The organism is Rhizobium leguminosarum (assembly GCF_002953715.1).
Lineage (GTDB): Bacteria > Pseudomonadota > Alphaproteobacteria > Rhizobiales > Rhizobiaceae > Rhizobium > Rhizobium leguminosarum_V.
In genome coordinates this window covers 1266099-1289942 of record NZ_CP025012.1, presented here as the reverse complement: position 1 = coordinate 1289942, position 23844 = coordinate 1266099, and the positions used below count along the sequence as shown (strand labels likewise).

Annotated in this window: 26 protein-coding genes; 12 read left to right on the top strand and 14 right to left on the bottom strand. The window is 60.4% G+C overall.

Features of this window, described 5'->3' with window-relative positions; genetic code table 11:
* Nucleotides 1-169: 169 nt before the first annotated feature.
* Complete coding sequence (bcsN, locus tag CUJ84_RS06595) at nt 170-1144, bottom strand: cellulose biosynthesis protein BcsN (protein ID WP_105008107.1); 975 nt, start codon at nt 1142-1144, stop codon at nt 170-172.
* 328 nt (nt 1145-1472) lie between these two features.
* Between bcsN and CUJ84_RS06590 the strand changes: the two genes are divergently transcribed.
* The gene (locus CUJ84_RS06590; protein WP_105005639.1) at nt 1473-1787 is read left to right on the top strand and encodes a DUF1236 domain-containing protein; all 315 of its coding nucleotides are present in this window, start codon (nt 1473-1475) and stop codon (nt 1785-1787) included.
* 39 nt (nt 1788-1826) lie between these two features.
* Here the strand turns inward: CUJ84_RS06590 and CUJ84_RS06585 are convergent, their stop codons facing one another.
* A complete protein-coding gene (locus tag CUJ84_RS06585; RefSeq protein ID WP_105005638.1) occupies nt 1827-3473 on the bottom strand; it encodes an ATP-binding protein in 1647 nt (548 codons plus the stop codon).
* A 273-nt stretch (nt 3474-3746) separates the two neighbouring features.
* Between CUJ84_RS06585 and CUJ84_RS06580 the strand changes: the two genes are divergently transcribed.
* On the top strand, nt 3747-4094 hold the full coding sequence (locus tag CUJ84_RS06580) for a response regulator (protein ID WP_027685197.1): 348 nt from the start codon (nt 3747-3749) through the stop codon (nt 4092-4094).
* A gap of 110 nt (nt 4095-4204) precedes the next feature.
* On the opposite strand, the gene CUJ84_RS06575 is transcribed toward CUJ84_RS06580, so the two are convergent.
* The 6 genes from CUJ84_RS06575 to CUJ84_RS06550 all read right to left on the bottom strand — a co-directional run bounded on the left by CUJ84_RS06575 (nt 4205) and on the right by CUJ84_RS06550 (nt 8698).
* Entirely contained in the window at nt 4205-4744 is a 540-nt protein-coding gene (locus tag CUJ84_RS06575; RefSeq protein WP_003558354.1) for a MerR family transcriptional regulator, read from the bottom strand.
* A 150-nt stretch (nt 4745-4894) separates the two neighbouring features.
* The gene (locus CUJ84_RS06570; protein WP_018241528.1) at nt 4895-5233 is read right to left on the bottom strand and encodes an integration host factor subunit alpha; all 339 of its coding nucleotides are present in this window, start codon (nt 5231-5233) and stop codon (nt 4895-4897) included.
* 105 nt (nt 5234-5338) lie between these two features.
* Complete coding sequence (locus CUJ84_RS06565; RefSeq protein WP_105008106.1) at nt 5339-6310, bottom strand: beta-ketoacyl-ACP synthase III; 972 nt, start codon at nt 6308-6310, stop codon at nt 5339-5341.
* Nucleotides 6311-6330: 20 nt separating this feature from the next.
* Nucleotides 6331-7377 (bottom strand): phosphate acyltransferase PlsX, encoded by a 1047-nt coding sequence (gene plsX / locus CUJ84_RS06560; RefSeq protein ID WP_020397442.1) that lies wholly within the window; start codon nt 7375-7377, stop codon nt 6331-6333.
* Between the two features lie 98 nt (nt 7378-7475).
* Nucleotides 7476-8030, bottom strand: coding sequence for a YceD family protein (locus CUJ84_RS06555; protein ID WP_105005637.1), 555 nt, complete (start codon nt 8028-8030; stop codon nt 7476-7478).
* Nucleotides 8031-8041: 11 nt separating this feature from the next.
* Nucleotides 8042-8698, bottom strand: coding sequence for a ubiquinol-cytochrome C chaperone family protein (locus CUJ84_RS06550; RefSeq protein ID WP_105005636.1), 657 nt, complete (start codon nt 8696-8698; stop codon nt 8042-8044).
* 136 nt (nt 8699-8834) lie between these two features.
* Here CUJ84_RS06550 and CUJ84_RS06545 point away from each other — a divergent pair, with 136 nt between their 5' ends.
* Nucleotides 8835-9368, top strand: coding sequence for an outer membrane protein assembly factor BamE (locus tag CUJ84_RS06545; RefSeq protein ID WP_003547220.1), 534 nt, complete (start codon nt 8835-8837; stop codon nt 9366-9368).
* Between the two features lie 96 nt (nt 9369-9464).
* Here CUJ84_RS06545 and CUJ84_RS06540 read toward each other — a convergent pair whose 3' ends face one another.
* From CUJ84_RS06540 to ribH, 3 genes are all read right to left on the bottom strand, one after another.
* Nucleotides 9465-11603: a sodium-translocating pyrophosphatase gene (locus CUJ84_RS06540; protein ID WP_018447477.1), complete on the bottom strand. Its 2139-nt coding sequence runs from the start codon at nt 11601-11603 to the stop codon at nt 9465-9467.
* A gap of 198 nt (nt 11604-11801) precedes the next feature.
* Entirely contained in the window at nt 11802-12284 is a 483-nt protein-coding gene (gene nusB, locus CUJ84_RS06535) for a transcription antitermination factor NusB (protein WP_018241520.1), read from the bottom strand.
* A 3-nt stretch (nt 12285-12287) separates the two neighbouring features.
* The gene (gene ribH / locus CUJ84_RS06530; RefSeq protein WP_003558337.1) at nt 12288-12743 is read right to left on the bottom strand and encodes a 6,7-dimethyl-8-ribityllumazine synthase; all 456 of its coding nucleotides are present in this window, start codon (nt 12741-12743) and stop codon (nt 12288-12290) included.
* A gap of 346 nt (nt 12744-13089) precedes the next feature.
* On the opposite strand from ribH, the gene CUJ84_RS06525 reads away from it, so the two are divergent.
* The 9 genes from CUJ84_RS06525 (at nt 13090) to rfbA (ending at nt 21505) form a co-directional block, all read left to right on the top strand.
* On the top strand, nt 13090-13449 hold the full coding sequence (locus CUJ84_RS06525; RefSeq protein ID WP_105005635.1) for a hypothetical protein: 360 nt from the start codon (nt 13090-13092) through the stop codon (nt 13447-13449).
* 222 nt (nt 13450-13671) lie between these two features.
* Nucleotides 13672-14190, top strand: coding sequence for a cupin domain-containing protein (locus CUJ84_RS06520; protein WP_105005634.1), 519 nt, complete (start codon nt 13672-13674; stop codon nt 14188-14190).
* Nucleotides 14191-14218: 28 nt separating this feature from the next.
* Nucleotides 14219-14734 (top strand): GNAT family N-acetyltransferase, encoded by a 516-nt coding sequence (locus tag CUJ84_RS06515; protein ID WP_105005633.1) that lies wholly within the window; start codon nt 14219-14221, stop codon nt 14732-14734.
* A gap of 310 nt (nt 14735-15044) precedes the next feature.
* Nucleotides 15045-15851: a hypothetical protein gene (locus CUJ84_RS06510; RefSeq protein WP_105005632.1), complete on the top strand. Its 807-nt coding sequence runs from the start codon at nt 15045-15047 to the stop codon at nt 15849-15851.
* Between the two features lie 250 nt (nt 15852-16101).
* Nucleotides 16102-18069, top strand: a complete 1968-nt coding sequence (locus tag CUJ84_RS06505) for a hypothetical protein (RefSeq protein WP_105005631.1) — start codon at nt 16102-16104, stop codon at nt 18067-18069.
* Nucleotides 18070-18093: 24 nt separating this feature from the next.
* On the top strand, nt 18094-18672 hold the full coding sequence (gene rfbC / locus CUJ84_RS06500; RefSeq protein WP_105005630.1) for a dTDP-4-dehydrorhamnose 3,5-epimerase: 579 nt from the start codon (nt 18094-18096) through the stop codon (nt 18670-18672).
* Between the two features lie 6 nt (nt 18673-18678).
* Nucleotides 18679-19734, top strand: a complete 1056-nt coding sequence (gene rfbB / locus CUJ84_RS06495; RefSeq protein ID WP_105005629.1) for a dTDP-glucose 4,6-dehydratase — start codon at nt 18679-18681, stop codon at nt 19732-19734.
* A 3-nt stretch (nt 19735-19737) separates the two neighbouring features.
* Entirely contained in the window at nt 19738-20625 is an 888-nt protein-coding gene (gene rfbD, locus CUJ84_RS06490) for a dTDP-4-dehydrorhamnose reductase (protein WP_105005628.1), read from the top strand.
* A 10-nt stretch (nt 20626-20635) separates the two neighbouring features.
* Complete coding sequence (gene rfbA, locus CUJ84_RS06485) at nt 20636-21505, top strand: glucose-1-phosphate thymidylyltransferase RfbA (protein ID WP_027685207.1); 870 nt, start codon at nt 20636-20638, stop codon at nt 21503-21505.
* A gap of 121 nt (nt 21506-21626) precedes the next feature.
* Here rfbA and CUJ84_RS06480 read toward each other — a convergent pair whose 3' ends face one another.
* Genes CUJ84_RS06480 through nrdR form a run of 3 tightly spaced genes read right to left on the bottom strand, consistent with a single transcriptional unit; the run spans nt 21627 to nt 23839 of the window.
* Nucleotides 21627-22238 (bottom strand): riboflavin synthase, encoded by a 612-nt coding sequence (locus CUJ84_RS06480; protein ID WP_027685208.1) that lies wholly within the window; start codon nt 22236-22238, stop codon nt 21627-21629.
* Nucleotides 22238-23359, bottom strand: coding sequence for a bifunctional diaminohydroxyphosphoribosylaminopyrimidine deaminase/5-amino-6-(5-phosphoribosylamino)uracil reductase RibD (gene ribD, locus CUJ84_RS06475; protein ID WP_105005627.1), 1122 nt, complete (start codon nt 23357-23359; stop codon nt 22238-22240). Before ribD ends, CUJ84_RS06480 begins: the two co-directional genes overlap by 1 nt.
* Nucleotides 23360-23362: 3 nt before the next feature.
* On the bottom strand, nt 23363-23839 hold the full coding sequence (nrdR, locus tag CUJ84_RS06470) for a transcriptional regulator NrdR (RefSeq protein ID WP_003547190.1): 477 nt from the start codon (nt 23837-23839) through the stop codon (nt 23363-23365).
* Nucleotides 23840-23844: the final 5 nt, after the last annotated feature.

The window sequence follows — 23844 nt, the reverse complement described above, 5'->3', positions numbered from 1 at the left end:
CGTTCCTTCGAAATTGCTCAACCGGGGCACCAATTGGTGCCCGCGGGCATGCTCACTAGAACAGGATGATTTTGGGGCCGGGTCGGCCCAAAATCTGAATCCGGTTCTAAATTAAAGAGTTAGAGCATGATGTCGTCCGAAAACCGCTCACACTTTTCGGCATCATGCTCTATCTCCGGCAGGCGGCCGTCATGGCCGCGTCGCCTATGCAGTCCGGCGAAGGCACGGTGACGCCGATCGCCCTTACCGATTGTTCGATTGGCGCAGCGGCCGCATCCGGCCTTGCGCTCGTCAGTGGCGCCCCCGGCAGCGGCACGCGCGGGCCGATGGGCGCCGGCACCGCTGCCACACCTTGAGCCGGTTGCGCGGTCGAAGCGCTGCGAACGGCGGCGCGCGGCCGGGTGACAATAGCCGGCGCCGGTTCGTAGCCGATCGGCATCGGGCTGGCGCGATAACCGCCCTCGTCGGGATAGATCGGCTCGCCGGTGCGCCCGAGCGCACCATCGGCAGGAGGCGGGTTGCCGTAAGGGTTCCAGACCGCGCCGTCGAAGGTGCCTGATATGGTATAGCCATAGACGATGCCGAGCAGCTGGCGCTCGCTGGCCCTCGCATCGCAAAGACGCAGGCGCAGCTGGATCATGCCGAAATTGCGCGCCTGGGTATTGGCAGCAGTACTCGAGCGGATCTGCTGCCAGGCATAGATGCAGGTGTCGCCGCCACGGCTGTGGCCGGAGGCGTAACCGAAGGGGCCATAGGCGTTCTGCAGGAAGGTCGCCGACGTCGCCATCGGCACGCCAGGGGCCGAACGAGCCACCTCTCGGGCAATGCCGCTCTCGTTGATCATGCTGAAGCCCGCATTGCCGGTGCCGGGATTAGCCCCGGAAGCGCCGAAGAACTGGACCTTCAGGAAATTCTGACCGGGCACGGAGGATGACGTAAACAGAGAGATCGTCTGCTCGACGCCGTTTCCACGCTTGCGCTCGACAACACTGACGATCGACGGACCGCCCGGCGGCGGCAGGACCAGCGCTTTTTCAGGCGCCACGGCTTCCGGCCCGGAAGGCTGGCGCACGCCGCCCGTCGATGTGCAGCCGGCCATCATGCCCGCTACGGCCACCAGCGATATCGTCTTCCGCAAGCGCATGTCTCGAGCCGCCGCAATCGCCTTTTCAGATATCCATTCGCAAACCGAAACGCGACGGACCTTCGAATCAACGACCACCCGGCCGTTCATCTGACATAAATCGCCAACATGGTTAACGAAGAGTAAAGAACCAGCTTCCTGATGTCGCTGGACGAATTCGCACTGAACGCTATTCGGACAACTCAACCGTATGATGCGGAAATTGATTTAGTAACAACTTAATTGCTCTGACTGCGCCTGTCTTCGGCTGGGGCGAAAAGCCCGTGGGGAACTATGCCGTATTGCCAGCGTTGCCCTGATGTCTCGGGTAGGAAAAGGAGAACATCCCATGCGCAAGACCATGCTGGCTGCGGCCGCCATACTGACCATCAGCTCTGCCGCCTTCGCGCAGAGCACCGTCATCGTCACAGATCCCGCACCGACCGGCTCCGTCGTATTGCCCGGCGAAGTGCGCACCTATGTGATGGAGCAAAACACACCGTCCGTCGTCTATGACGGCGATATCGTGGTCGGCACGACGCTGCCCGATACCGTCGAAGTGCACACCGTGCCTGACATGGACGGCTACGGCTATACCGTCGTCAATGAGCGGCGCGTGATCATCGAGCCCAAGACCCACCGCATCATCCAGGTCCTGGAATAACGCGATCGGGAATTGTGGACGTGCGGTCGTGTTCCGGCTTCACGTCCGCTCGTCTCCCACCCTCGCCGGTACATTCAAAAGTTCGCGGATCTTATGAGCGAGCTGCTCCAGGCTGAAGGGCTTGGCGAGCAGGGAAACGCCGTGATCGAGCACACCATTGTGGACGATGGCATTGCGGGTGTAACCCGTGGTGTAGAGGATCCGGATCGTCGGCCATTTTTCCTGGACGATATCGGCAAGCTGGCGTCCGCTCATCTGCGGCATGACGATATCGGTGAAGATCAAGTCGACTGCCGGATTCTCTTCGAGGAGCAGAAGCGCCTCTATGCCGCTTGCCGCCTGCAATACGGTGTAACCGAGTTCATGCAGGCTTTCGGCCGTCATGGTGCGGACATGCTCATCATCTTCCACCACCAGGATCGTATCATTGACGCTGCCCTGAGGTATCGGCTGGGTGCCAGCTGCGCCCGAGCGTGCGTCAGCTACGCCGACATGACGGGGAAGATAGATCTTCACCGTCGTGCCCCTGTCGATCTCTGAATAGATCTTGATGTGGCCGCCGCTCTGCTTGATGTAGCCGTAAACCTGGCTGAGGCCGAGGCCGGTGCCTTTGCCCGGTCCCTTGGTCGTATAGAAGGGGTCGAAGGCGCGATCGATCACGTCCGGCGACATGCCAGTGCCAGTGTCAGTGATGCTGACCATCACATATTGGCCTGCCTCGACCTCCGAATGCATGCGCGAATATCGCTCGTCGAGTTCGGTATTGGCGGTCTCGATCGTCAGATTTCCGCCGCCCGGCATAGCGTCGCGGGCGTTGACGGCGAGGTTCAGGATGGCATTCTCGAACTGGCTCAAATCGGCAAAGCTCGGCCACAGACCGCCGGCAAGCACGGTCTCGATCCGGATCTGCTCGCCGAGCGTGCGCCGCAATAGCTCTGACATGCCGCCGACCAGCTTGTTAAGGTCGATCACCTCCGGGGCGAGCGGCTGTTGGCGCGAGAAAGCGAGAAGACGCGCGGTCAGCACCGCCGCCCTTTGCGCGCCGTCTTTGGCATTTTGGATGGAGTATAGCAGGCGGGGATCCTCGCTGCCGCTCAGGCGCCGCTGGGCGAGGTCGAGGTTGCCGATGATGATCGCCAACATGTTGTTGAAGTCATGAGCGACGCCGCCGGTCAGCTGGCCGATCGTCTCCATTTTCTGCAACTGGCGGACCTGCGCTTGAGCGGCGGCATTCTCTTCCATCTCGTGCCTGAGCTCGGAAGTGCGCTGCACCATCGTCTCTTCGAGGCGCGTGTTGAAGCTGTTGAGCTCGCTGCGAAGGCGGCTCTGCCGCTCATGCGCGATTATGATCATCTCCATCAGGCCGACGATGATTGCGGCATTGATGAGATATGTGGAAAGACCGACCCATTGGCCGGCGCTGACCGGCCAGAAGATGTTGTGCGGCTCGACGAAAAACTGCTGAACGATGAAAGCGGCAAGAATGGCGGCGACGAGGCCCGGCCCGGCCCCGCCTATGAAACTCGCGAGCAATATCGCCGGAAGGAAGCTGAGGAAGGGAAATCCGGAGAGAGTGTCGCTGGCGGCAAGTCTCAGAAGAAAGGTCAGGCCAACGAAGGCAACAGCCAGCGGATAGGTAAAACCCGGCCTGTGACGCAGCCAATCCGTGGCACTCAGCAAATCCATTCGACACCCCTTCTTACAGCGCCGCGCGTTTTTTTCAGACGCACAAAGGACGCTGTAACACTTTGGATTGCTGCATAATTTTACCCGTAGATCGATTCCGATTTAAGGAATTATGCAGTCGCCGTTGCGGAGACGGCATCCCAGCTTTTGCACATCAATTTTCACCGGGCAATATGCTGTTTCTTGCAGTACCGGGCACGACGTCTTGACGAGCCGTGCAAGCAGTCCACATAAATCTCCATGCCCGGCAAGGGGAAATGGGTGGACGGGATCATGAAAGACATATTCATCGTCGAAGACGACGTGCTGATTGCCATGCTGCTCGAGGACATGCTTGCCGATCTGGGTTACCGGGTCTGCGCCAGCGCGCCTGATCTGGCACGGGCGCTGGCAACCGCCAGGGATACGGAGTTCGACGCTGCCATACTCGACGTCTCACTTGCCGGGCAAAGTTCGCTGCCGGTCGCAAAGCTGCTCGACGAACGTGGCAAACCCTATCTCTACGCGACGGGATACGGGACTGCACCCGATGGCAGCAGCCCAAGCACGTTGCCCGTGCTGCAAAAACCCTTCCAACTTAGCGAACTCGAACAGGCGATGAAGCGGCTTACCGAAGCCTGAGTTCCCTGTTACAGCGCCGCGCGTCTTTTCAGACGCGCAAAGGACGCTGTAACACTTTCAATCCTCAAATCGTGCTTTCCGAAAATCGATTCCGATTTCGGGCCGATGCGCTAGCGCACCTGATCGAGCAGACGCTTGCATTCCAGGAGGTCGTAGAGCGCCTCCTGCAGCAGTGCCCTGTCTTCCTTGCCAACGCTCGACTTGCCGATCGAGACTTCCTGCTCATCGTCTCCAGCGACGAAATTGAAGAACCGGCGGGTGATCGGCGGCTTGGCCCGGCCGACAATCTGGTCTTCGTCGGCCATGCCGACGCGCGGTTCCCCGGCACCCGTGTCCTGCACGCCCGACGCAAGCGCCTCGACGCTGGCAAGGTCGCCATGACCGACTGATATGACGAACTTGTTGCCGTTAGTCTTCAGAAGCTTCTGCACACCCTTGATCGTATAGCCGTGATCATAGAGCAAATGCCGGATGCCCTTGAGGAGATCCACATCCTCCGGCCGGTAGTAGCGACGGCCACCGCCGCGCTTCATCGGCTTTATCTGGGGAAAACGCGTCTCCCAGAAGCGCAGCACATGCTGCGGCAGATCAAGATCGTCTGCGACTTCGCTGATGGTGCGAAAGGCATCGGGGCTCTTGTCCAACGTCATACTGCTACGCGACCTCGCGGCTCGATCCAACGGCGACTCATCATATTTCAACGGTTTGGCGCCGACAATTCAAGTCATGTCTCGACGTTGCGCACAAGGATGGACAGTGCGAGAGAGAAAAAAACGTCGTTCCGAAACGGGATGCCGATGTCAGGGAGCCGGATTCAGCGGCTTCAGCTTGATCTTGCGAGCGACATGCGCCTTGAGGATGCGCGTCTTCAGCACGTTCGACGCCTTGAAGGTCATGACTCGGCGGGGGGAAATCGGAACCTCCTCGCCGGTCTTCGGATTGCGGCCGATTCGCTCGTTCTTGTCGCGCACCTGGAAGGTGGCAAAGGAGGAAAGCTTGACGGTTTCACCACGCACGATGGCGTTGCAGATCTCGTCGATGACGGTTTCCACAAGTTCGGCAGATTCGGTCCGGGACAGCCCAACCTTTCGGAAAACGGATTCCGCCAGGTCTGCTCGCGTCACTGTTTTTCCGGTCATGGTTTCCCCGCCCATACAAAATATTTTGTGAAATCGCACGAAGAGTATTTGTCTTGCGCCTTACGGTCAAGCTCTTGTTCGCCGCCAGTTTTTTAGGATTCGTGCCTACCAGCGCAGCAGAACCGCACCCCAGGTAAAGCCGCCGCCCATCGCTTCGAGCATCACCAGGTCGCCCTTCTTGATGCGGCCGTCGCCGGCAGCGGTCGCAAGTGCCAACGGGATCGAGGCGGCCGACGTATTGCCGTGCAGGTCGACGGTGATGACCACCTTCGCGGCATCGATGTTCAGCTTCTTCGCCGAACCGTCGATGATGCGGCGATTGGCCTGATGCGGCACCAGCCAGTCGAGGTCATCGGCGGTGGTGCCGGTCGAATCGAATGCCGCCTGGATGACGTCGGTGATCATGCCGACGGCATATTTGAAGACTTCGCGGCCTTCCATGCGCAGCTTGCCGACAGTGCCCGTCGTCGACGGTCCGCCATCGACATAGAGCTTTTCCTTGTGCGAGCCGTCGGAACGCAGGTGTGCGGTCAGCACGCCGCGATCGGCAACGGTGCCCTCGCCTTCAGTCGCTTCGAGTATGATCGCGCCCGCGCCGTCGCCGAAAAGCACGCAGGTGGTGCGGTCGTTCCAGTCGAGAATGCGCGAAAAAGTTTCGGCGCCGATGACGAGAACGCGCTTGGCAAGCCCGCCGCGGATATAGGCATCCGCTGTGGTAACCGCATAAACGAAACCGCTGCAGACGGCCTGGACGTCGAAGGCGAAGCCATGGCTCATGCCGAGGCGGTTCTGGATGTTGACCGACGTTGCCGGAAACGTGTTGTCCGGCGTCGAGGTGGCGCAGATGACGAGATCGATATCGGCAGGCGTCAGGCCGCCATTGGCAAGGGCTGCGCGTGCGGCGGCCTCGCCGAGCGACGCCGTCGTTTCGTCATCACCGGCGACATAACGCTGGCGGATGCCGGTGCGCTGGACGATCCATTCGTCCGATGTGTCGACGATGGCCTCCATGTCACGATTGGTCATCACGCGCTTCGGAAGCGCGGCTCCGAACCCGCGAACCACTGAACGGATCATCTTTGATTGAACCCCATCGCTCATGCCGCTTCCGGGCCCATCGGGGGCAGCCGCTTGGCATGATATTTCTTAAGATCGTTTTCTATTTTCTGATTGAGGCCGTTCTTGGCCATGTCGTAGCCGACTTCGATGGCGGCGGCGATGCCTTCGGCGTTCGCCCCGCCATGGCTCTTGATGACGATGCCGTTCAGGCCGAGAAACACGCCGCCATTGACCTTGCTCGGATCGAGCTTCTCGCGAAGCATGTCGAAGGCGCTTTTGGCGAACAGGTAGCCGATGCGGGCCAGCAGCGTGCGCGACATGGCGGCACGCAGATATTCGCCGATCTGCTTGGCGGTGCCTTCGGCGGTCTTCAGGGCGATATTGCCGGAAAATCCTTCGGTGACGACGACGTCGACCGTGCCCTTGCCAAGGTCGTTGCCCTCGACGAAGCCGGAATATTCGAGCGAATCGATGTTCGCCTCGCGCAACAGCCGGCCGGCTTCCTTGACCTCTTCCTGGCCCTTCATCTCCTCGACGCCGACATTCAGAAGTCCGACCGTCGGACGTTCGACCTCGAAAAGCGCGCGCGCCATGGCGCCGCCCATCAGGGCGAAATCCATCAACTGCTGCGCGTCGGCGCCGATCGTCGCGCCAACATCGAGCACGATGCTCTCACCCTTCAGCGTCGGCCAGATCGCGGCGATCGCCGGACGCTCGATATTGGCCATGGTGCGCAGACAGAATTTCGCCATCGCCATCAGTGCGCCGGTGTTGCCGGCCGAGACCGCGACATCGGCGTCACCCGTCTTCACCGCCTCGATCGAGCGCCACATGGTGGAGATATAGCGGCCTCGGCGCAGCGCCTGGCTCGGCTTCTCATCCATGGCGACGGCAAGCTCGCAATCGTGAAAGAGCGATTTTTCCTTGAGTTTCGGAAACTTGGCGAGAACCGGATCGCACTGTTCCTTGAGACCATAGAGAACGAAGGAAATATCCGGATGCCGATCCAACGCCTTGGCGGCGCCGGGGATGACAACTTGGGGACCAAAGTCGCCACCCATGAGGTCGAGAGATATTCTGATCACGCGTCCCTGATCCTTCTTTTCGCCGAGGGCGAAATTTCGGCCAAAATACCGGTTTTGGCGTCGCTTACAACTGAATTGTGTCAAATGCCAGAGGAGCTTCAGTCCTTTTTCCAGTCCTTGAGGGCTGCGAAAGCCGAGGGCTTTTTGTCGTCCTCGCCGCTATCCTCGATATGGCCGTCGAACTCAATGCCCTCCTTGCGCGGATAGGGATCGATCGCGAGAGCGGCGAATTCGGCAACCACCTCGCCGGCGTCGATCGTATCGCCGACAAAGGTCTCAGGCAGATCAGGACCGTCGGGATCGAGCAGCATCTCGCCGGCGTCATTGCCGGCCTGGCGGGCAAGCTTGGAACCCTCCGGCACGAAGATCTGCTCGAAGCTCTCGTCGATGGCGGATTCGACCGGTTCCAGCGTCACGACGCAGGACTGCACGATTTTCGCCTGCACGCGGCCCTTGATGCGCACGCCGTCGCGCTTCCAGCGGGCAATCTGCAGATCGGCGCTGAGATCGTCGACGGAGACGACGTTCCAGGTCTCGGCAAGCGCCTTCAGTTCGCTGGTGTCGGCCTCGACATGGACCTCGACGGGGTTGGCCGAGATGTGGCCGACCTTGACTTGATAGGAGAAGGGAACATCGTCCCGAGCGTTCTTCATCGTTTCCTCCTTCAAGCGACCGGTGGGCAGGCGACCGGCGGGAGCGTTACCGAACCGGTGGTGATCACCTCTTCGGGGACGGCGGACAGATGCGATTCTGCGGCCATCATCCATCCGGCGAGGCCGGTCATATCGGCAGGCGCCGAGGTTTCGGGGTAGATATTGCGCTGAAGAGCGGCAGCGAGCGCTTCGGCATCGCCTGTGTCCATCGCCTTCGAATAGGCTTCAAGCCGGCCGTAAAACATGCCGGCGAGCTTCTTCATGCGCTTCGGTACGCTGTTGTCGCCGATGCCGAGCTCGCGGATCGAATAGTCGATATCCTGGAAGAAAGCGTCGACGATCTCCTGGGCGATCTCCTGGCCACTGGTGGCGGAAGCACGTGTGCGGCGAAAAAACAGAATCATGGCAACCGACAGCATCTCGAAACGGCCCATGACCGTATCCGGCACATTGAGCCGCTCATAGATCTCCGGCATGCGCGCGGCCGCCGTCAGGGCCGCATATTGCCTGTCGACGATCGCCTGATTGTTGTTTTTCTTGCGGAAGAGCCCGAAGATCATTGTTTTTTCCGGAAATGCCTCATTCTTCATGCCGGCTGGCGTCTGGCCTTGTTGCATGATTTCGAAAGCTGGTTTACCGAAGCAGGCGCGAATTGCAATGCCGATCATGGCCTGTTTCGGGACGACGCCTTCGATGCGTCAGCGAAGCGAATTCGGGAAATTCGACCCGGAATGGCCACAATGGTTTTGCAGGAGGAAAGCGTGCAAGGCCCCAAATGGCTGCTATCGACACTCAAGGGAGTAGATGTCGTTGAATAAACGGTATTTCAAGTCTGACGTGAAATTCTTCAGCAGCGCGGCCATTGCCTTCATAATCGCCTCCACCACCGCTCTTTCCGGTTGCCAGACCAGCACCGTGCTCAACGGCGGCTACGTCGCCGACCAGCAGTCGCTGAACCTCGTTCCGGAAGGCTCCAGCCGCGAGCAGGTGCTGCTTTCGCTCGGCACCCCGTCGACGACGGCGACCTTCGACGGCGAAGTCTTCTATTACATCTCGCAGCGGCGCACGCGTGCGGTCGCCTTCCAGAAGCTGAAGGTCGTCGATCAGAGCGTTCTGGCGATCTATTTCGACAAGGACGGCGTCGTCAGCCGCCGCGCCAACTATGCGCTGCAGGACGGCAAGGTGTTCGACACGATCGGACGCGTCACGCCGACCGGCGGCAAGGAACTCACCTTCCTGCAACAGATGCTTTCCGGCGGCAGCGCCGCCAGTGCTGCCCGCAGCCTGTTCGGCGGTGGGGCCGGCGGCACGCCGCAGAACCCAAGCAGCCTGCGCTGATCGGACACGCCTGATACGAAAACCCGCCGGATCGCTCCGGCGGGTTTTTTAATGGTCGCGGCGCCAGCTTGAAGTGTGCCAAGCCGGCGCCGTTGTTTATCCGGCGAGAACGGCGAGCAGCAGCAGCGCGACGATGTTGGTGATCTTGATCGCCGGGTTGACGGCAGGGCCGGCGGTATCCTTGTAAGGATCGCCGACGGTATCGCCGGTGACGGAGGCCTTGTGCGCATCCGAACCCTTCATATGACGGACGCCGTCCTTATCGACGAAACCGTCTTCGAAGCTCTTCTTGGCATTGTCCCAGGCGCCGCCGCCTGATGTCATCGAGATGGCGACGAAGAGGCCGTTGATGATGACGCCGAGCAGCGATGCGCCGAGGGCGGCAAAGGCGGAGGCCTTGGAACCGGAGATGAGAAGCACGCCGAAATAAACGACGATAGGCGCCAGCACCGGCAGCAGCGACGGCACGATCATCTCGCGGATAGCGGCCTTGGTCAGAAGGTCGACCGCCCTGCCGTAATCCGGCTTTTCCGTGCCCTGCATGATGCCGGGCTTTTCCTTGAACTGACGGCGCACTTCCTCGACGATCGCGCCGGCGGCACGGCCGACGGCGGTCATCGCGATGCCACCGAAGAGGTAGGGAATGAGACCTCCGAAGATCAATCCCGCCACCACGTAAGGGTTGGAAAGATCAAAGGAGATTTCGCCGATGCCGGCGAAATAAGGGAACTTATCGCCATTCGCCGCAAAATATTTGAGGTCGTAGGAGTAGGCTGCGAAGAGAACCAGGGCGCCGAGACCGGCGGAGCCGATGGCATAACCCTTGGTGACGGCCTTGGTCGTATTGCCGACGGCATCGAGCGCATCGGTGGATTTGCGCACCTCCGGCGGCAGGTGCGCCATTTCGGCGATGCCGCCGGCATTGTCCGTCACCGGTCCGAACGCGTCGAGTGCGACGATCATTCCGGCGATGCCGAGCATCGCCGTGACCGCAATGCCGGTGCCGAACAGGCCGCCGAGCTGGTAGGTGGCGAGAATGCCGCCAACGATGACGATCGCCGGCAGTGCCGTCGATTCCAGTGAGACGGCCAGGCCCTGGATGACGTTGGTGCCGTGACCGGTGACCGAGGCCTGGGCGATCGAGACAACCGGACGCTTGCCCGTGCCGGTATAATATTCGGTGATCACCACGATCAGCGCAGTGACGACGAGGCCGACGATACCGCAGAAGAAGAGGTGCGCGCCCGAAATATCGGCGCCTCCGACGGAGCCGATCGATCCCCAGCCAATGGTGAGCGAGGTGGCAGCACCAAGGCCGACGATCGACAGCAGGCCGGTAACGATGAGGCCTTTGTAGAGAGCCCCCATGATCGAGCCATTCGAGCCGAGCTTGACGAAGAAGGTGCCGATGATCGAGGTGATGATGCAGGCACCGCAGATCGCCAGCGGATAGACCATCGCAGACTGGAGGATCGGCGCGCCGGCAAAGAAGATCGCGGCAAGAACCATGGTGGCGACGACAGAGACCGCATAGGTCTCGAAAAGGTCGGCGGCCATGCCGGCGCAGTCGCCGACATTGTCGCCGACGTTATCGGCGATTGTTGCCGGGTTGCGCGGATCGTCTTCGGGAATGCCGGCTTCCACCTTGCCCACGAGATCGCCGCCGACATCGGCACCCTTGGTGAAGATGCCGCCGCCCAGACGGGCGAAGATCGAGATCAGCGAAGCGCCGAAGCCGAGCGCCACCAGCGCATCGATGACTTCGCGCGAGCCGCTCTCATGGCCGAGCCCGACGGTCAAGACCGTATAGTAGATGGAGACGCCGAGCAGCGCCAGGCCAGCCACCAGCATGCCGGTGATCGCACCCGACTTGAAGGCGATGTCGAGGCCGGCGGAAAGGCTGACGGAAGCGGCCTGGGCGGTGCGCACATTGGCGCGGACGGAGACGTGCATGCCGATGAAACCGGCAGCACCGGAAAGCACGGCGCCGATCAGGAAGCCGATCGCGGCCTCGGCGGAAAGAAGCAGCCAGGCTAAAATGAAAACAACAACGCCGACGATGGCAATGGTTTTGTACTGGCGCGTCAGATAGGCTTGAGCGCCTTCGCGGATATAGCCCGCGATCTCCTGCATGCGGCTATTGCCCTGATCGGCGGCAAGCACCGACCGGGTTGCCCAGGCGGCATAAACCACCGAGAGCAGACCGCATGCGATTACGCATAAAAGAATCGTCATTTCGCTCTTTCCTCCCAAAGGCCGGAGATCACTCCTTCTCCGGCAGATACGCCGCCGAATCGCCTTCCTCTCCACAGAAATGCCACAGCTAAGCGTTGCGGAGATTGCGTGGTCGATCACGTGGCGTCAAGACCGCAACGGGCGAAAACCATTGCAGTGCGAAGAAAGAAGCGGGGGGATTATTTGGCGGCTAAAGACTTATTTCTTCGCTTCGCCGCGGACCTGCTTTGCGATGCGGTCGAGCACGGCGTTGACGAGCTTCGGCTCGTCGTCATCGAAGAAGGCCTGGGCGATCTCAACATATTCGGTGACGATGACCGCCACCGGAACGTCCTTGCGATCGGTGATCTCGAAGACGCCGGCGCGCAGGATGGCGCGCACGGTGCTGTCGAGGCGCGACAAGGCCCAATCATCCTGCAGGGCTGCGGCAATCAGCGGATCGAGGCGGACCTGATCGCGCACGACGCCGGAGACGATGGAACGGAACCAGGCGGCATCGGCCTTCAGATAGGTCGCGCCGTCGAGTTCCTGGCCAAGACGGTGCGCCTCGTATTCGGCGACGATTTCCAGAACACCGGTGCCGCCGACATCCATCTGATAAAGTGCCTGAACGGCAGCAAGACGGGCAGCGCCCCGCTGGTTTGCAGTCTTGACCGGCCGTTCCGTCTTGTCGTCGTTCATTCGTTATGCACCCAGTTTCTGCTTCAGCTCGATCATGGTCAGAGCTGCACGAGCGGCAAATCCGCCCTTGTCCTTATCCGAGCGGCGCGCGCGCGCCCATGCCTGTTCGTCGTTTTCGACGGTCAGGATGCCGTTGCCGATGGCAAGGGACTCGCTGACCGCGAGATCCATCAAGGCGCGCGAGGATTCATTCGACACGATATCGAAGTGATAGGTCTCGCCGCGAATGACCATGCCGAGGGCGACATAGCCGTCATAATGCGTTCCGCCATTGTCGTCTCCATCGAGCGACATGGCAATCGCCGCTGGAATTTCCAGTGCGCCGGGAACGGTGACGACCTCGAAGGTGGCGCCGGCCTCTGTCAATGCAAAGGTCGCGCCTTCGAGCAGGGCGTCGGCCATGTCGTCGTAGAAGCGGGCCTCAACGATCAAAATATGGGGAGCGGTCTCTCTCGGCATGGTTCACCTTCGGTTGGCGGGACATTTTCCCACTCGGCAGCCCGCGGTCAAAACATGCCTTCGTCCGAATGGCAAGCAATTTCGCCCGATGCCGCAATACGAAAGAGGAAATATCTGCAAGGGGATAGCAGCACCACAGATGCACAGCTGGGCAGGCCTCCAAAACCGACTTTCCGCGATGCCTCGAAAGCGGCAATTCGAAGGCAGTTTTCATGAACAATTCTTAACATATTTTCAGTGGCTTAACCCATTGAATCGCGGAACGGAGAGCGCCAATTCCATGTCGTGACGAAGACGATCCCCTGCAACGACAGTCGACCGTCAAAGCAGATGAAAGGATACCATCATGAACCGCGTTGTCACCATCACTATCGCTGCAGCCCTCTCCTCCATGGCCTTCGCCGGCGTCAGCCGGGCCGACAGCCTTGAGATGAACACCCCTAAAGGCATCGAGCAGACGCTCAGGAACTTCCAGGGCAATGATTTTAATGTCCAGGAGGTTTACAACTGGCGCAACTTCGACGACGAGACGAGCGGTCCACACTCGGCACCGCAACGCTCCGGCGAGGCTATTCGCGGCATTCAGGCATCGATCGACGCCAACAGGTCGCTTGCCCACCGCCTCAACAATGAGGGTGTCAATATTCGCAATGTCGTCAATGCCGAGCAGGCAGCCGACGGAAGCGTGACCTTCTACATTCGTTAACGGCTTCAGCGCATACCCCCGAAAATCGGATCGATTTTCGGGGGTATGCTTGGATTGAAAGTGAAAGAGCGTCCTTGGCGCGTCCTGTCGGGCGCGCGGCGCTCAAAGCATGGGCGGCGGTCTCCTCTCCGCCCATGCTGGAGATTTTCCAGATAAAGCCCATATAAAACGTTGAATTTTCCGGCGCGATGATGGTTTCTTCTCCTGCAACAGGAGGACACCATGGCGACGGAACCGAAAGCGGTGATCAACACCGCCGATCTCAAGCTCGACCACTGGAAACAGGGCGAGTTCTACGAAAGCACCGACACCTCGTTCGGCGCGCTTCTTGGCCTTGCCGGCCTCGGCGTCAGCTACAATGAGGTACCGCCCGGCAAATCGGGCTGCCCCTTCCACAACCACCATGTCGAAGACGAACTCTTCTATGTGATCGCGGGCGCCGGCGAATACCGCTTCGGCGACGCGCGCCATGCGATCAAGGCGGGCGACGTGCTCGGCGCGCCGGCCGGCGGGCCCGAAACGGCGCACCAGATCATCAACACCGGCACGGCCACACTCGTCTATCTCGGCATTTCGACGATGGCGAAGACGGAGATCGTCGAATATCCCGATTCCGGAAAGTTTCTTGCCAAGACGAACTGGGCCAAGACGAACAGAGACAATGCAGAAACCAAGCGCTTCCGTCATATCGGACGGCCGGAAGGCGATCTCGACTATTGGGACGGCGAGCCCGGCGCCTGAGGACGTGTTTTTTTCACAAGGACCCGATGTGACCGACATTCCAATCCTCGAAACGGCGCGGCTGACGCTTCGCCCTCACCGCCTCGACGATTTCGACGCGCATGCGGCGCTATGGGCGGATGAGGACGTCGTGCGCTTCATCACCGGCGTGCCGTCAACACGCGAGCAGAGCTGGAGCCGCATGCTGCGCCTTGCCGGCATGTGGCATCATATGGGCTTCGGTTTTCTGGCGATCGTCGAAAAGGAGAGCGGCCGGTTCGTCGGCGAAGCGGGCTTCCTGGAAGCCCGGCGCGAGATGGAACCCTCGATCGAGGGGACGATGGAGGTCGGCTGGGCGCTGATGCCCTCGGCGCACGGCCGCGGTTATGCCACCGAGGCGCTGACCGTCCTGATCGGCTGGGCGGAAACGCATTTTCCCGAAAAACAAATGAGCTGCATCATCAGCCCCGAGAACCAGGCCTCGCTGCGGGTCGCAGCCAAGCTCGGCTTCCGCGAGACGGCGCGCACGCAGTACAACGGCGAGATCATTCAGTTTTCGCGTTAGGGAATTCCACCAAGCGGGCAATATAGCGCGCGCCATTGCGGGCTTGCTGACATTTGCCGATATCGCCAACAGCAAGTTTAAGCAAAAGGATATCGACAACCTGAGCTTGCGGCACCCGACGTCATCCCCGGATGGGTCCGGACTTCGCACCTGCTACGCGCAAGGAACGCGCTTTAGAGTCGCTGACAAGAGGCAGAAACGCTTGGAATACTGACGTCCGCCACCTTGACACAACTAAGCATTGACGGGCGAGCCGCGTGGTAATTGCAGCCGGCAGAAACTCCCCATCCATAAGAGGCTGATCACAAATATGACCATTTTCATTGTTTGCCACAAGGATTTGCCGAGCTACCCTCCTCCCGAGGGCGCGAAAATCATATGGCTCAATTCTAAACCTCCTTTGGAAAACCAGGGAATGGATGTCATTGCCGGCTATGATTTTTTCAGCGAGCCGGAGGAGCTTCACGCGAAATTGTCAGGATCGCTGGGAACGATCGTAATCGCGAAAGTCGTTTCCGAAGAAATATCGAAGCCCCGCAACATTACTATCTGGCAGTATCGTAAATTTTTAACACGACTAAAAATCGGAACACCTAATCCCGAATATCCTGGGATGAATACAACGACTTCAGAAGAAGTAGGAATCACAAAACCGGAGAATCCGGCATTTTTTACAGAAAATTTCTTCCTACCTCGGCCGTTAAATCTACATAACATATCTCAACACTATGCACGCTTCCACAATATTGTTGATTTCCTGAGATATACAGCGTTTTCAATCGAAGCAAACACTTTAACGCAAGCCGAAGCTTTGCATTTTTTTAATTCCAGCACTTTCGTTCCTGGAGGCATTGAACTCGGCACGTATCCGACGGACTGGTGGCTCGATACTTTTGTGCGCCTTGTGGCGCCGTCTTTTGAATTTGCGAAACGATATCAACCGTTTCAAGCCGAAGACCCCGTGCAGAAACGTGCGATCTCATTTTGCCAAGAGCGTCTGGGAAGCTATCTTCTAATCAAACGGATAGCCGAACTCTATGGCAATACCCTACCTGGGTCCTTGTTCGGAGAAATAGCTACTGTATCGAATGATGGGATCTATAGAAGCGGCGTATAAACCGAGGCGGCCCAATTCCAAACGTAACATCGCAACTCTTTGCGATACTGGCAGCAGAAGCGGCGCCGCGAACAAAGCTGGCTGAAGAAAACTGACCACGGATCTCCCGCAATCCCTCCAGGCTGACCAGCGAAAGTCCTGCAAACAGTGTGGCGCAAGCTTCACGTCCAATAGTCGGCACCAAACAAGTTCGAATTGCCGTTCTGCGGATCGCCCATGCAGACGGCAGCCCTTCGCGAAGGACAATACCTTGACGATCAATCAGCCCGTTTCTACTTTGCCGGCCGGTCTTCCTGATCTGGCGCTTCTCACGGAGAAGGCTGCCGGCACGGGATCCGTCATCATCTATCAGCCTTATCTCGATCCTTCACAGCGCAGCCAGCTCGACGCGGCTGCCGTGCCGCTCGATATCTCGTTCAACACGCAGGCTGAGACTCGCGAGTACGAGCTCTTCCGCATCCTGCATGCGCATCACGAGGCGATCGGCCTCGGTGACGACGTGTTTTGGGGGCTGCTCTCCAGCAAATTCGAGATGAAGTCGGTGACGAGCTTTCCGTCTTTTGTCACGGAGGCGGAAAAGGCCAGGGCAGAAGGTGCGGACGCCTATCTTTACAACCCGCTGATCGGCCACGCGGCGATCTACAGCAACGTTTGGGAACATTCGCTGCTTGGCGGTCACCCCGGCATGGAGCCGATCTTTCTACATATCCAGGAGCTGGGCTATCCGATCGCGCCGCCGCAGGACAAGACTGCCTTCATGTTCTGCAACTATTTCTGCGGCAACCGGAAATTCTGGTCCGGGTATTTCGCATTTTGCGAACGCATTCTCGAATCGCTGGAAAACCAAGCGCGCGCCGGCACGGCGGCGGGCGCCGCCTATGCCGGTTCGGCTCATTATTCACGCGATGCCAACGCGAAGATGCGCCCCTTCGTGATCGAGCGTCTGCTCGGGCTCTATGTCCAGCAGGCTGCTGCCGCAGGATTGAAGATCGCCGCCTTCGTGCCGACGCCTGCCGATTTCGAGTGGAAGTTCGGCGTCCGTCTCGGCCGGATGCTGCATGGTCTCTTCGCCGCCAAGGAGGCCTTTCTTCGGAGCCCCGAGCAGGCCCTCTTGACCTCCTGGCAGGAGGGCCGTCAACCACTGATCAAGCAGCCGCACCTTATCTGGGGCGCCGATGACCCGCCGGCCTGGATGCCGCGCGGCCAGTTCACTGGTGGCCGCGACCTGATGCGTGCCTATGCTCCGCAGGCTTCCGGCGCCTCCCCGGCGCCGCAGCAAGCTGTGCGTACCGAGATACCCGCCGCCCAAAAGATCGAGCAGCCGCTTCGCGACACCTTGCAGCCCTTTGCCGGCGGATGGCAGGCCCATAAGGATCGCCATTGCATCTGGATCGTGACGCCTGCCAATTACAACCACAGCCACGCCTTCGACGAGGTTGCGCTCGGTCTGCAGGGAGCCTTCCATGAACTGGGCGGCTCTGCACCGATCGTCAGAGACATGAACGAGTTCGCCGGCCGTGCGCCGATCATCTATGGCGGCAATCTTCTCCCCGCCGAAATCGTCAGCCATCTGCCGAAGGACAGCGTCATCATCAATCTCGAGCAGGTGTCCGAAGAAAGTACCTGGATCAACTCGCGCTATACGTCGATCCTGAGGGCAATGCCGGTGCTCGACTACAGCCCGCGCAACCGAGAAAACCTTGCTGCCAAGGGTATCGATCACGCCGGCGTGCTCGAAATCGGCTATAGCCGCTGCCTCAGCCAGATACAGCATGCCGCCGTCAAAGACATCGACGTGCTCTTCTACGGCTCGATGAACGAACGCCGCCACCATATCCTGAAGACGCTGAAGGACGGCGGGCTCAAGGTCGCGCACCTCTTCAACATCTATGGCGCGGAACGCGACGCAGCAATTGCCCGCGCCAAGATCGTGATCAACATCCATCATTATGCGAGCGGCGTCTTCGAGATCGTGCGCATTTCCTATCTGCTTGCCAATCGCGTTTGCGTGCTGAGCGAAGGCGACATCCGCGATCCAGACCTTCAGCCCTTCATCGGCGGCTTGGCAATTGAGCCCTATGACGACATGATCGAGCGCTGCTACAAGCTGATCGCAGATGCCGACGAGCGCGATGCCATCGCCGCGAAGGGCCTTGCGGCCATGCAGAGCCGCTCGCAGGCCGACATGCTGATGAGCGTCATGAGGGCGGGCGCTTGATGAAGGCCGCAGAAAAGGCAAGTCATGCGTATTGAGACCACGGCCATCGAGGGCATCGTTGCGATCACGCCGCCACGCTTCGGCGATCACCGCGGCTATTTCTCCGAGGTATTTAAGGATGCCTGGTTCCGGGAAAATGTGGCCGACGTCACGTTCATCCAGGACAATGAATCGCTTTCGGCGCAGACCGGCACCGTCCGGGGACTGCATTTCCAGATACCACCCTTCGCACAGGGCAAGCTGGTGCGCTGCCTTGCCGGCCGGATCATGGATTTCGTTGTCGATATTCGCGAGGGATCGCCGAGCTTCGGCAAATGGCTCTCTCAGGAACTCTCGCCGGAAAATGGAATGCAGCTCTGGGTACCGGCCGGTTTCGCACACGGATTCGCAACGCTCGAGCCGAACAGCGTCATCAGCTACAAGGTAACCGCACCCTACAGCCCGCAGCATGATCGGGGCATCGCGTGGAACGATCCGGCGATCGGTATCCGCTGGCCCTTCTATGAGAGAGACATGGTATTGTCCGACAAGGACAAGACACTGCCGCGGCTCGCCGATCTGCCAGGCCATTTTTCCTATTCGGCACAGCAACCCAAGGATTGATCCACGATGCGCATACTGGTCACGGGCGGAGCGGGCTTCATCGGATCGGCATTGGTGCGCCATCTCGTCAGCGAGATCGGCGCCGAGGTGCTGAATGTCGACGCGCTGACCTATGCCGGCAATCTGGCATCGCTGAAATCCGTCGAATCGGCGCCGAACTATCAATTCCTGCGCGCCGACATCTGCGACCGCGCCATGATGCAGGAAGCATTCGCGTCCTTCCGCCCTGATATCGTCATGCATCTCGCGGCCGAGAGCCATGTCGACCGCTCGATCTCGGGCGCGGCCGATTTCATTCAGACCAACATCGTCGGCACATTCAGCCTGCTGGATGCCGCACGGCACTATTGGGATGAGCTTGACGCTCGCCGCAAGAGCGCCTTCCGCTTTCTGCATGTCTCGACGGACGAGGTCTACGGCTCGCTCGGCGACGAGGGCCTCTTCGAGGAGACGACGCCTTACGATCCGTCCTCGCCCTACTCCGCCTCCAAGGCGGCGAGCGACCATCTGGCGATCGCCTGGCACCGCACCTACGGCCTGCCCGTCGTCGTCTCCAATTGCTCCAACAACTACGGCCCGTTCCATTTTCCGGAAAAGCTCATTCCGCTGATGATCCTGAACGCACTGGAGGGCAAGCCTCTTCCCGTTTACGGCAATGGCGTGAATGTGCGCGACTGGCTCTATGTCGAAGACCACGCCCGCGCGCTCTTCACGATCGCTTCCCGGGGCCGGCTCGGCGAGAAATACAATGTGGGCGGCCGCAACGAGCGCAGGAACATCGATGTCGTTCATCGCATCTGCGCTATTCTCGACGGCGTCTACGATGCCAAGGGACCGCATGCGCGTCTGATCACCAACGTCACGGACCGCCCCGGACACGACGCACGCTATGCGATCGATGCCTCGAAACTCGAAAGCGAACTCGGCTGGAAGGCGCAAGAGACCTTCGAAACCGGCATCGAGAAGACCGTGCACTGGTACCTGGAAAACGAATGGTGGTGGAGGCCGCTGCGGGAAAACGTCTACTCCGGCGAACGCCTCGGCGTTTTCAAGGGACGATAAGCGATGCGCATTGCCGTCACCGGCAAACAGGGCCAGGTCGTTCAGTCGCTGCTCAGACGTGGCGCCGAAGCGGGCGTCGAAATCAGCGCGGTCGGGCGCCCGGAAATGGACCTTGCGGATCCTGCAAGCATCGCAGCCGCCTTCTCGGCTCTGCGCCCGGATGTGATCGTCTCGGCGGCTGCCTATACGGCGGTCGACAAGGCCGAGAGCGAAGCCGAGCTTGCTTTTTCCGTCAACGCGGCAGGCGCCGGGGCGGTTGCCGAGGCTGCCGCGCGGATCGGGGCTCCGGTCATCCACATTTCGACCGACTACGTCTTCAGCGGCGACAAGACCTCCGCCTATTCCGAAGAGGATGCAACGGCGCCGATCTCCGTCTACGGGCGTTCGAAGCTCGCGGGCGAGAAGGCCGTCGCAGCGGCGAACCCGAACCACGTCATCTTGCGCACCGCCTGGGTCTATTCGCCCTTTGGCACCAATTTCCTGAAAACGATGCTGCGACTTTCCGAGACGCGCGATCATCTTCGCGTTGTCGCCGATCAGACTGGATGCCCGACCTCGGCACTCGACATCGCCGACGCGATTCTTGCGATCGCAACCCGTATCGTAGCAGACCCTGCGCCATCGCTGCGCGGCACCTTTCACCTGACGGGCAGCGGCAAAGCAAGTTGGGCTGATTTCGCCGAAGAGATATTCGCGGAGCTTCATAAATCCGGCGGCAGAAACGTCGGCGTCGAGCGCATCCCGACGACCGACTATCCGACACCGGCCAAGCGTCCCGCCAATTCACGTCTCAACGGCGACAAGCTCGCCAGAACATATGGAATCCAGCTGCCGGAATGGAAGCAGTCTATGAAAATTGTCATGCAAGACCTTTTGAATAAAGGTCTTTAGGGAGAAGGGCATGAAGGGGATTATTCTCGCCGGCGGCACGGGCACGCGTCTGCATCCGATCACGCAGGCCGTCTCGAAACAGTTGATGCCGGTCTACGACAAGCCGATGATCTACTATCCGCTGACGACGCTCATGCTCGCCGGCATCAGGGAGTTGCTGATCATCACCACGCCTCACGACGTCGAAGCCTTCAAGCGCCTTCTCGGCGACGGCTCGCAATGGGGAATTTCGCTGACCTATGCCGTACAGCCGAGCCCGGACGGCCTCGCCCAGGCCTTCATCATCGGCGCCGACTTCTTGCACGGCGACAGCTCGGCACTCGTTCTCGGCGACAACATCTTCTACGGGCACGGACTGCCGGAAATCATGAAATCCGGCACGAGTCGGCGGGAAGGCGCGACGGTGTTCGCCTATCACGTCACCGATCCGGAACGCTATGGCGTTGTCGGCTTTGACGAAAAGATGAATGCGCTGTCGATCGAAGAGAAGCCGAAGAAGCCAAAATCGAATTGGGCGGTGACCGGCCTCTATTTCTACGACCAGCAGGTGGTCGATATCGCCGCCAACCTGAAGCCATCACCGCGCGGCGAACTGGAAATCACCGACGTCAACCGTACCTATCTCGAGCGCGGCCAGCTTTTCGTGGAGCTGATGGGCCGGGGCTATGCCTGGCTCGATACCGGCACGCCGGACAGCCTGCTCGATGCCGCAGGTTTCGTCAGCACGCTGGAGAAACGCCAGGGCTTCAAGATCGCCTGCCCCGAAGAAGTCGCCTGGCGCATGGGTTACATCTCGCAGGACGACCTCGCCAAGCTCGCAGAGAAGCTCGGCAAGAGCGCCTACGGCCAGTATCTGACGAAGCTGTCCCCGGATTGGTGAGCTATCTGGCCGACGCCGTGTCGCAGACGCGCAGTTGGATGCGTCGACGAGCGCCTGATGTTGTTCCGCGCCCAGCATGCCAGTCGTGGTGTGACCCTGGAAACCGTTACAGGTTTTTGATTCAGGTGCTCGGGAATTCCGCCAGCCGGGCGGCATAACGCGCCATGGTGTCGACTTCGAAATTGACGAAATCGCCGGCCTTGCGCTCGCCCCAGGTGGTGACCTCAAGCGTGTGGCGGATGAGCAGGACGTCGAAATCCGTACCGTCGACGGCATTGACCGTCAGCGAGGTGCCGTCGAGTGCAATCGAACCCTTGGGGGCGACGAATTTCGCCAGATGTTCGGGCGCGCGCAGGCGGTAGCGCGTGGCGTCGCCCTCTGCTGTCACCGAAAGGATTTCCGCCTTGCCGTCGACATGGCCGGAAACGATGTGGCCGCCGAGTTCATCGCCGATCTTGAGCGACCGTTCGAGATTGATGCGGCTGCCCTCCTGCCAGGTGCCGATCGTCGTCAGCCGCAGCGCCTCTTCCCAGGCCTCGACCTCGAACCAGCGGCCGTTGCTGCCCTCGGTCGGAAGTGCGGTGACAGTCAGGCAGATGCCGGCGTGAGAGATCGAGGCGCCCATATCGATGGTTGAGGGATCATAGGCGGTCGCGACCCGCAGCCGGATACCTTCCTTCAGCGGGGAAACGGATTCGACCGTGCCGATATCGGTGACTATTCCGGTGAACATCAAAGCCCTCTTTCGTATTCGTCCAGGCGATCGCCGCCGAACATCAGCGTGCCCCTATGGGCAAAACCCGATGGTATGTCGGTTGCATCGAGCGGGGATTCAATACCGCCATCACCGATCACAACAGGCGCCTGGTAAAGCTGGATGCGGTCGACGAGGCCAGCCTCGAGAAAAAGCCGCGCCGTCTTTGCACCACCCTCGACCAGAAGCGAGGAAATACCGCGCGTCGCGAGTGCCAGCAGCAGGACTTCCGGATGATAGGGATTGCAATGGACGACCTCGACGCCGGCGGCTTCGAGGGCTGCGCGGCGAGATTCCATCTCTGTGGATGCGATATCCCCCTCTGCCTGCGACAATGATCCTTCCTCACTCGCCACCACGATGACCGGCACCTCCCGCGCCGTCCCGACGAGCTTGCCGGCCAGCGGCAATGCCAGGGAAGGATCGAGGACGATGCGGGTCGGCGATTGCGATTCAAGACCTGGCGAACGCACAGTCAGCAGCGGATCATCCGCAACCGCGGTACCGATGCCGACCAGGATGGCATCGGTTTCGGCGCGCAGCGCCTGCACCTGGGCGCGGGCCTCCGGGCCTGTGATCGCCACCTGCCCTGCCCCGTAGCGGCCGATCATGCCATCGGCGGAAACGGCAAGTTTGAGAGTCACATAGGGCCGGTTCTTCGTCTGGCGGGTGAGATAGGCGGCAAGCGACTGCCGGCCCTCCGCCTCCAGCGCGCCGGCATCCACCTCTATGCCGGCTTCGCGCAGCATGGCGATGCCGCGGCCGGAGACCCGCGAATCGGGATCGGTGACGCTGATGACGACGCGAGCAACGCCATAGGCGATCAGCGCCTCGGCGCAGGGCGGCGTCTTGCCGTGATGCGAGCAGGGTTCGAGCGTCACATAAGCGGTGGCGCCGCGGGCGAACACGCCGGCTTCGGCGAGCGCCTGAGTCTCGGCATGCGGGCGGCCACCGAGCGCCGTCACCGCACGGCCGACGATGACGCCGTCCTTGACGATCAGACAGCCGACGGAAGGGTTGGTGGCGGTGCGGCCAAGATGCCAGCGCGACAGACGGATCGCCGCCGCCATGAAACGTTCGTCATGCGGCGTGATGCTCATGGCTCACCTGTCCAGCGGGTCGCGGGCGATCTTGGCGTTGATTTCGGAAATAACCTTCTCGAAATCCTCGGCAAGCGAAAAATCCCGATAGACCGAGGCGTAGCGCACGAAGCCGACATCATCGAGGCTCTTCATGGCTTCCAGCACCTGCAGGCCGATCTGCTCGGAGGAGATCTCGGTCTCGCCGGAGCTTTCAAGCCGGCGGACGATACCCGAGACGGCGCGCTCGATGCGGTCCCGCTCGACGGGGCGTTTGCGCAACGCCACCTCGAAGGAGCGGACCAGCTTGTCGCGGTCGAAGGGCACTTTGCGGCCGGTCTTCTTGATGACCATCAACTCGCGCAGTTGCACACGCTCGAACGTGGTGAAGCGGCCGCCGCAATCGGGACAGATACGCCGCCGGCGGATGGACGTGTTGTCCTCCGCCGGGCGCGAATCCTTGACCTGGGTATCTTCCGAACCGCAATAGGGGCAGCGCATCCCTA

Excerpts from the sequence above, each read along its gene's own strand:
- bcsN (WP_105008107.1), bottom strand. The coding sequence starts at position 1,144 with ATGCGCTTGCGGAAGACGATATCGCTGGTGGCCGTAGCGGGCATGATG.
- CUJ84_RS06590 (WP_105005639.1), top strand. The coding sequence starts at position 1,473 with ATGCGCAAGACCATGCTGGCTGCGGCCGCCATACTGACCATCAGCTCT.
- CUJ84_RS06585 (WP_105005638.1), bottom strand. The coding sequence starts at position 3,473 with ATGGATTTGCTGAGTGCCACGGATTGGCTGCGTCACAGGCCGGGTTTT.
- CUJ84_RS06580 (WP_027685197.1), top strand. The coding sequence starts at position 3,747 with ATGAAAGACATATTCATCGTCGAAGACGACGTGCTGATTGCCATGCTG.
- CUJ84_RS06575 (WP_003558354.1), bottom strand. The coding sequence starts at position 4,744 with ATGACGTTGGACAAGAGCCCCGATGCCTTTCGCACCATCAGCGAAGTC.
- CUJ84_RS06570 (WP_018241528.1), bottom strand. The coding sequence starts at position 5,233 with ATGACCGGAAAAACAGTGACGCGAGCAGACCTGGCGGAATCCGTTTTC.
- CUJ84_RS06565 (WP_105008106.1), bottom strand. The coding sequence starts at position 6,310 with ATGATCCGTTCAGTGGTTCGCGGGTTCGGAGCCGCGCTTCCGAAGCGC.
- CUJ84_RS06555 (WP_105005637.1), bottom strand. The coding sequence starts at position 8,030 with ATGAAGAACGCTCGGGACGATGTTCCCTTCTCCTATCAAGTCAAGGTC.
- CUJ84_RS06550 (WP_105005636.1), bottom strand. The coding sequence starts at position 8,698 with ATGATCGGCATTGCAATTCGCGCCTGCTTCGGTAAACCAGCTTTCGAA.
- CUJ84_RS06545 (WP_003547220.1), top strand. The coding sequence starts at position 8,835 with ATGTCGTTGAATAAACGGTATTTCAAGTCTGACGTGAAATTCTTCAGC.
- CUJ84_RS06540 (WP_018447477.1), bottom strand. The coding sequence starts at position 11,603 with ATGACGATTCTTTTATGCGTAATCGCATGCGGTCTGCTCTCGGTGGTT.
- nusB (WP_018241520.1), bottom strand. The coding sequence starts at position 12,284 with ATGAACGACGACAAGACGGAACGGCCGGTCAAGACTGCAAACCAGCGG.
- ribH (WP_003558337.1), bottom strand. The coding sequence starts at position 12,743 with ATGCCGAGAGAGACCGCTCCCCATATTTTGATCGTTGAGGCCCGCTTC.
- CUJ84_RS06525 (WP_105005635.1), top strand. The coding sequence starts at position 13,090 with ATGAACCGCGTTGTCACCATCACTATCGCTGCAGCCCTCTCCTCCATG.
- CUJ84_RS06520 (WP_105005634.1), top strand. The coding sequence starts at position 13,672 with ATGGCGACGGAACCGAAAGCGGTGATCAACACCGCCGATCTCAAGCTC.
- CUJ84_RS06510 (WP_105005632.1), top strand. The coding sequence starts at position 15,045 with ATGACCATTTTCATTGTTTGCCACAAGGATTTGCCGAGCTACCCTCCT.
- rfbC (WP_105005630.1), top strand. The coding sequence starts at position 18,094 with ATGCGTATTGAGACCACGGCCATCGAGGGCATCGTTGCGATCACGCCG.
- rfbB (WP_105005629.1), top strand. The coding sequence starts at position 18,679 with ATGCGCATACTGGTCACGGGCGGAGCGGGCTTCATCGGATCGGCATTG.
- rfbD (WP_105005628.1), top strand. The coding sequence starts at position 19,738 with ATGCGCATTGCCGTCACCGGCAAACAGGGCCAGGTCGTTCAGTCGCTG.
- rfbA (WP_027685207.1), top strand. The coding sequence starts at position 20,636 with ATGAAGGGGATTATTCTCGCCGGCGGCACGGGCACGCGTCTGCATCCG.
- CUJ84_RS06480 (WP_027685208.1), bottom strand. The coding sequence starts at position 22,238 with ATGTTCACCGGAATAGTCACCGATATCGGCACGGTCGAATCCGTTTCC.
- ribD (WP_105005627.1), bottom strand. The coding sequence starts at position 23,359 with ATGAGCATCACGCCGCATGACGAACGTTTCATGGCGGCGGCGATCCGT.
- nrdR (WP_003547190.1), bottom strand. The coding sequence starts at position 23,839 with ATGCGCTGCCCCTATTGCGGTTCGGAAGATACCCAGGTCAAGGATTCG.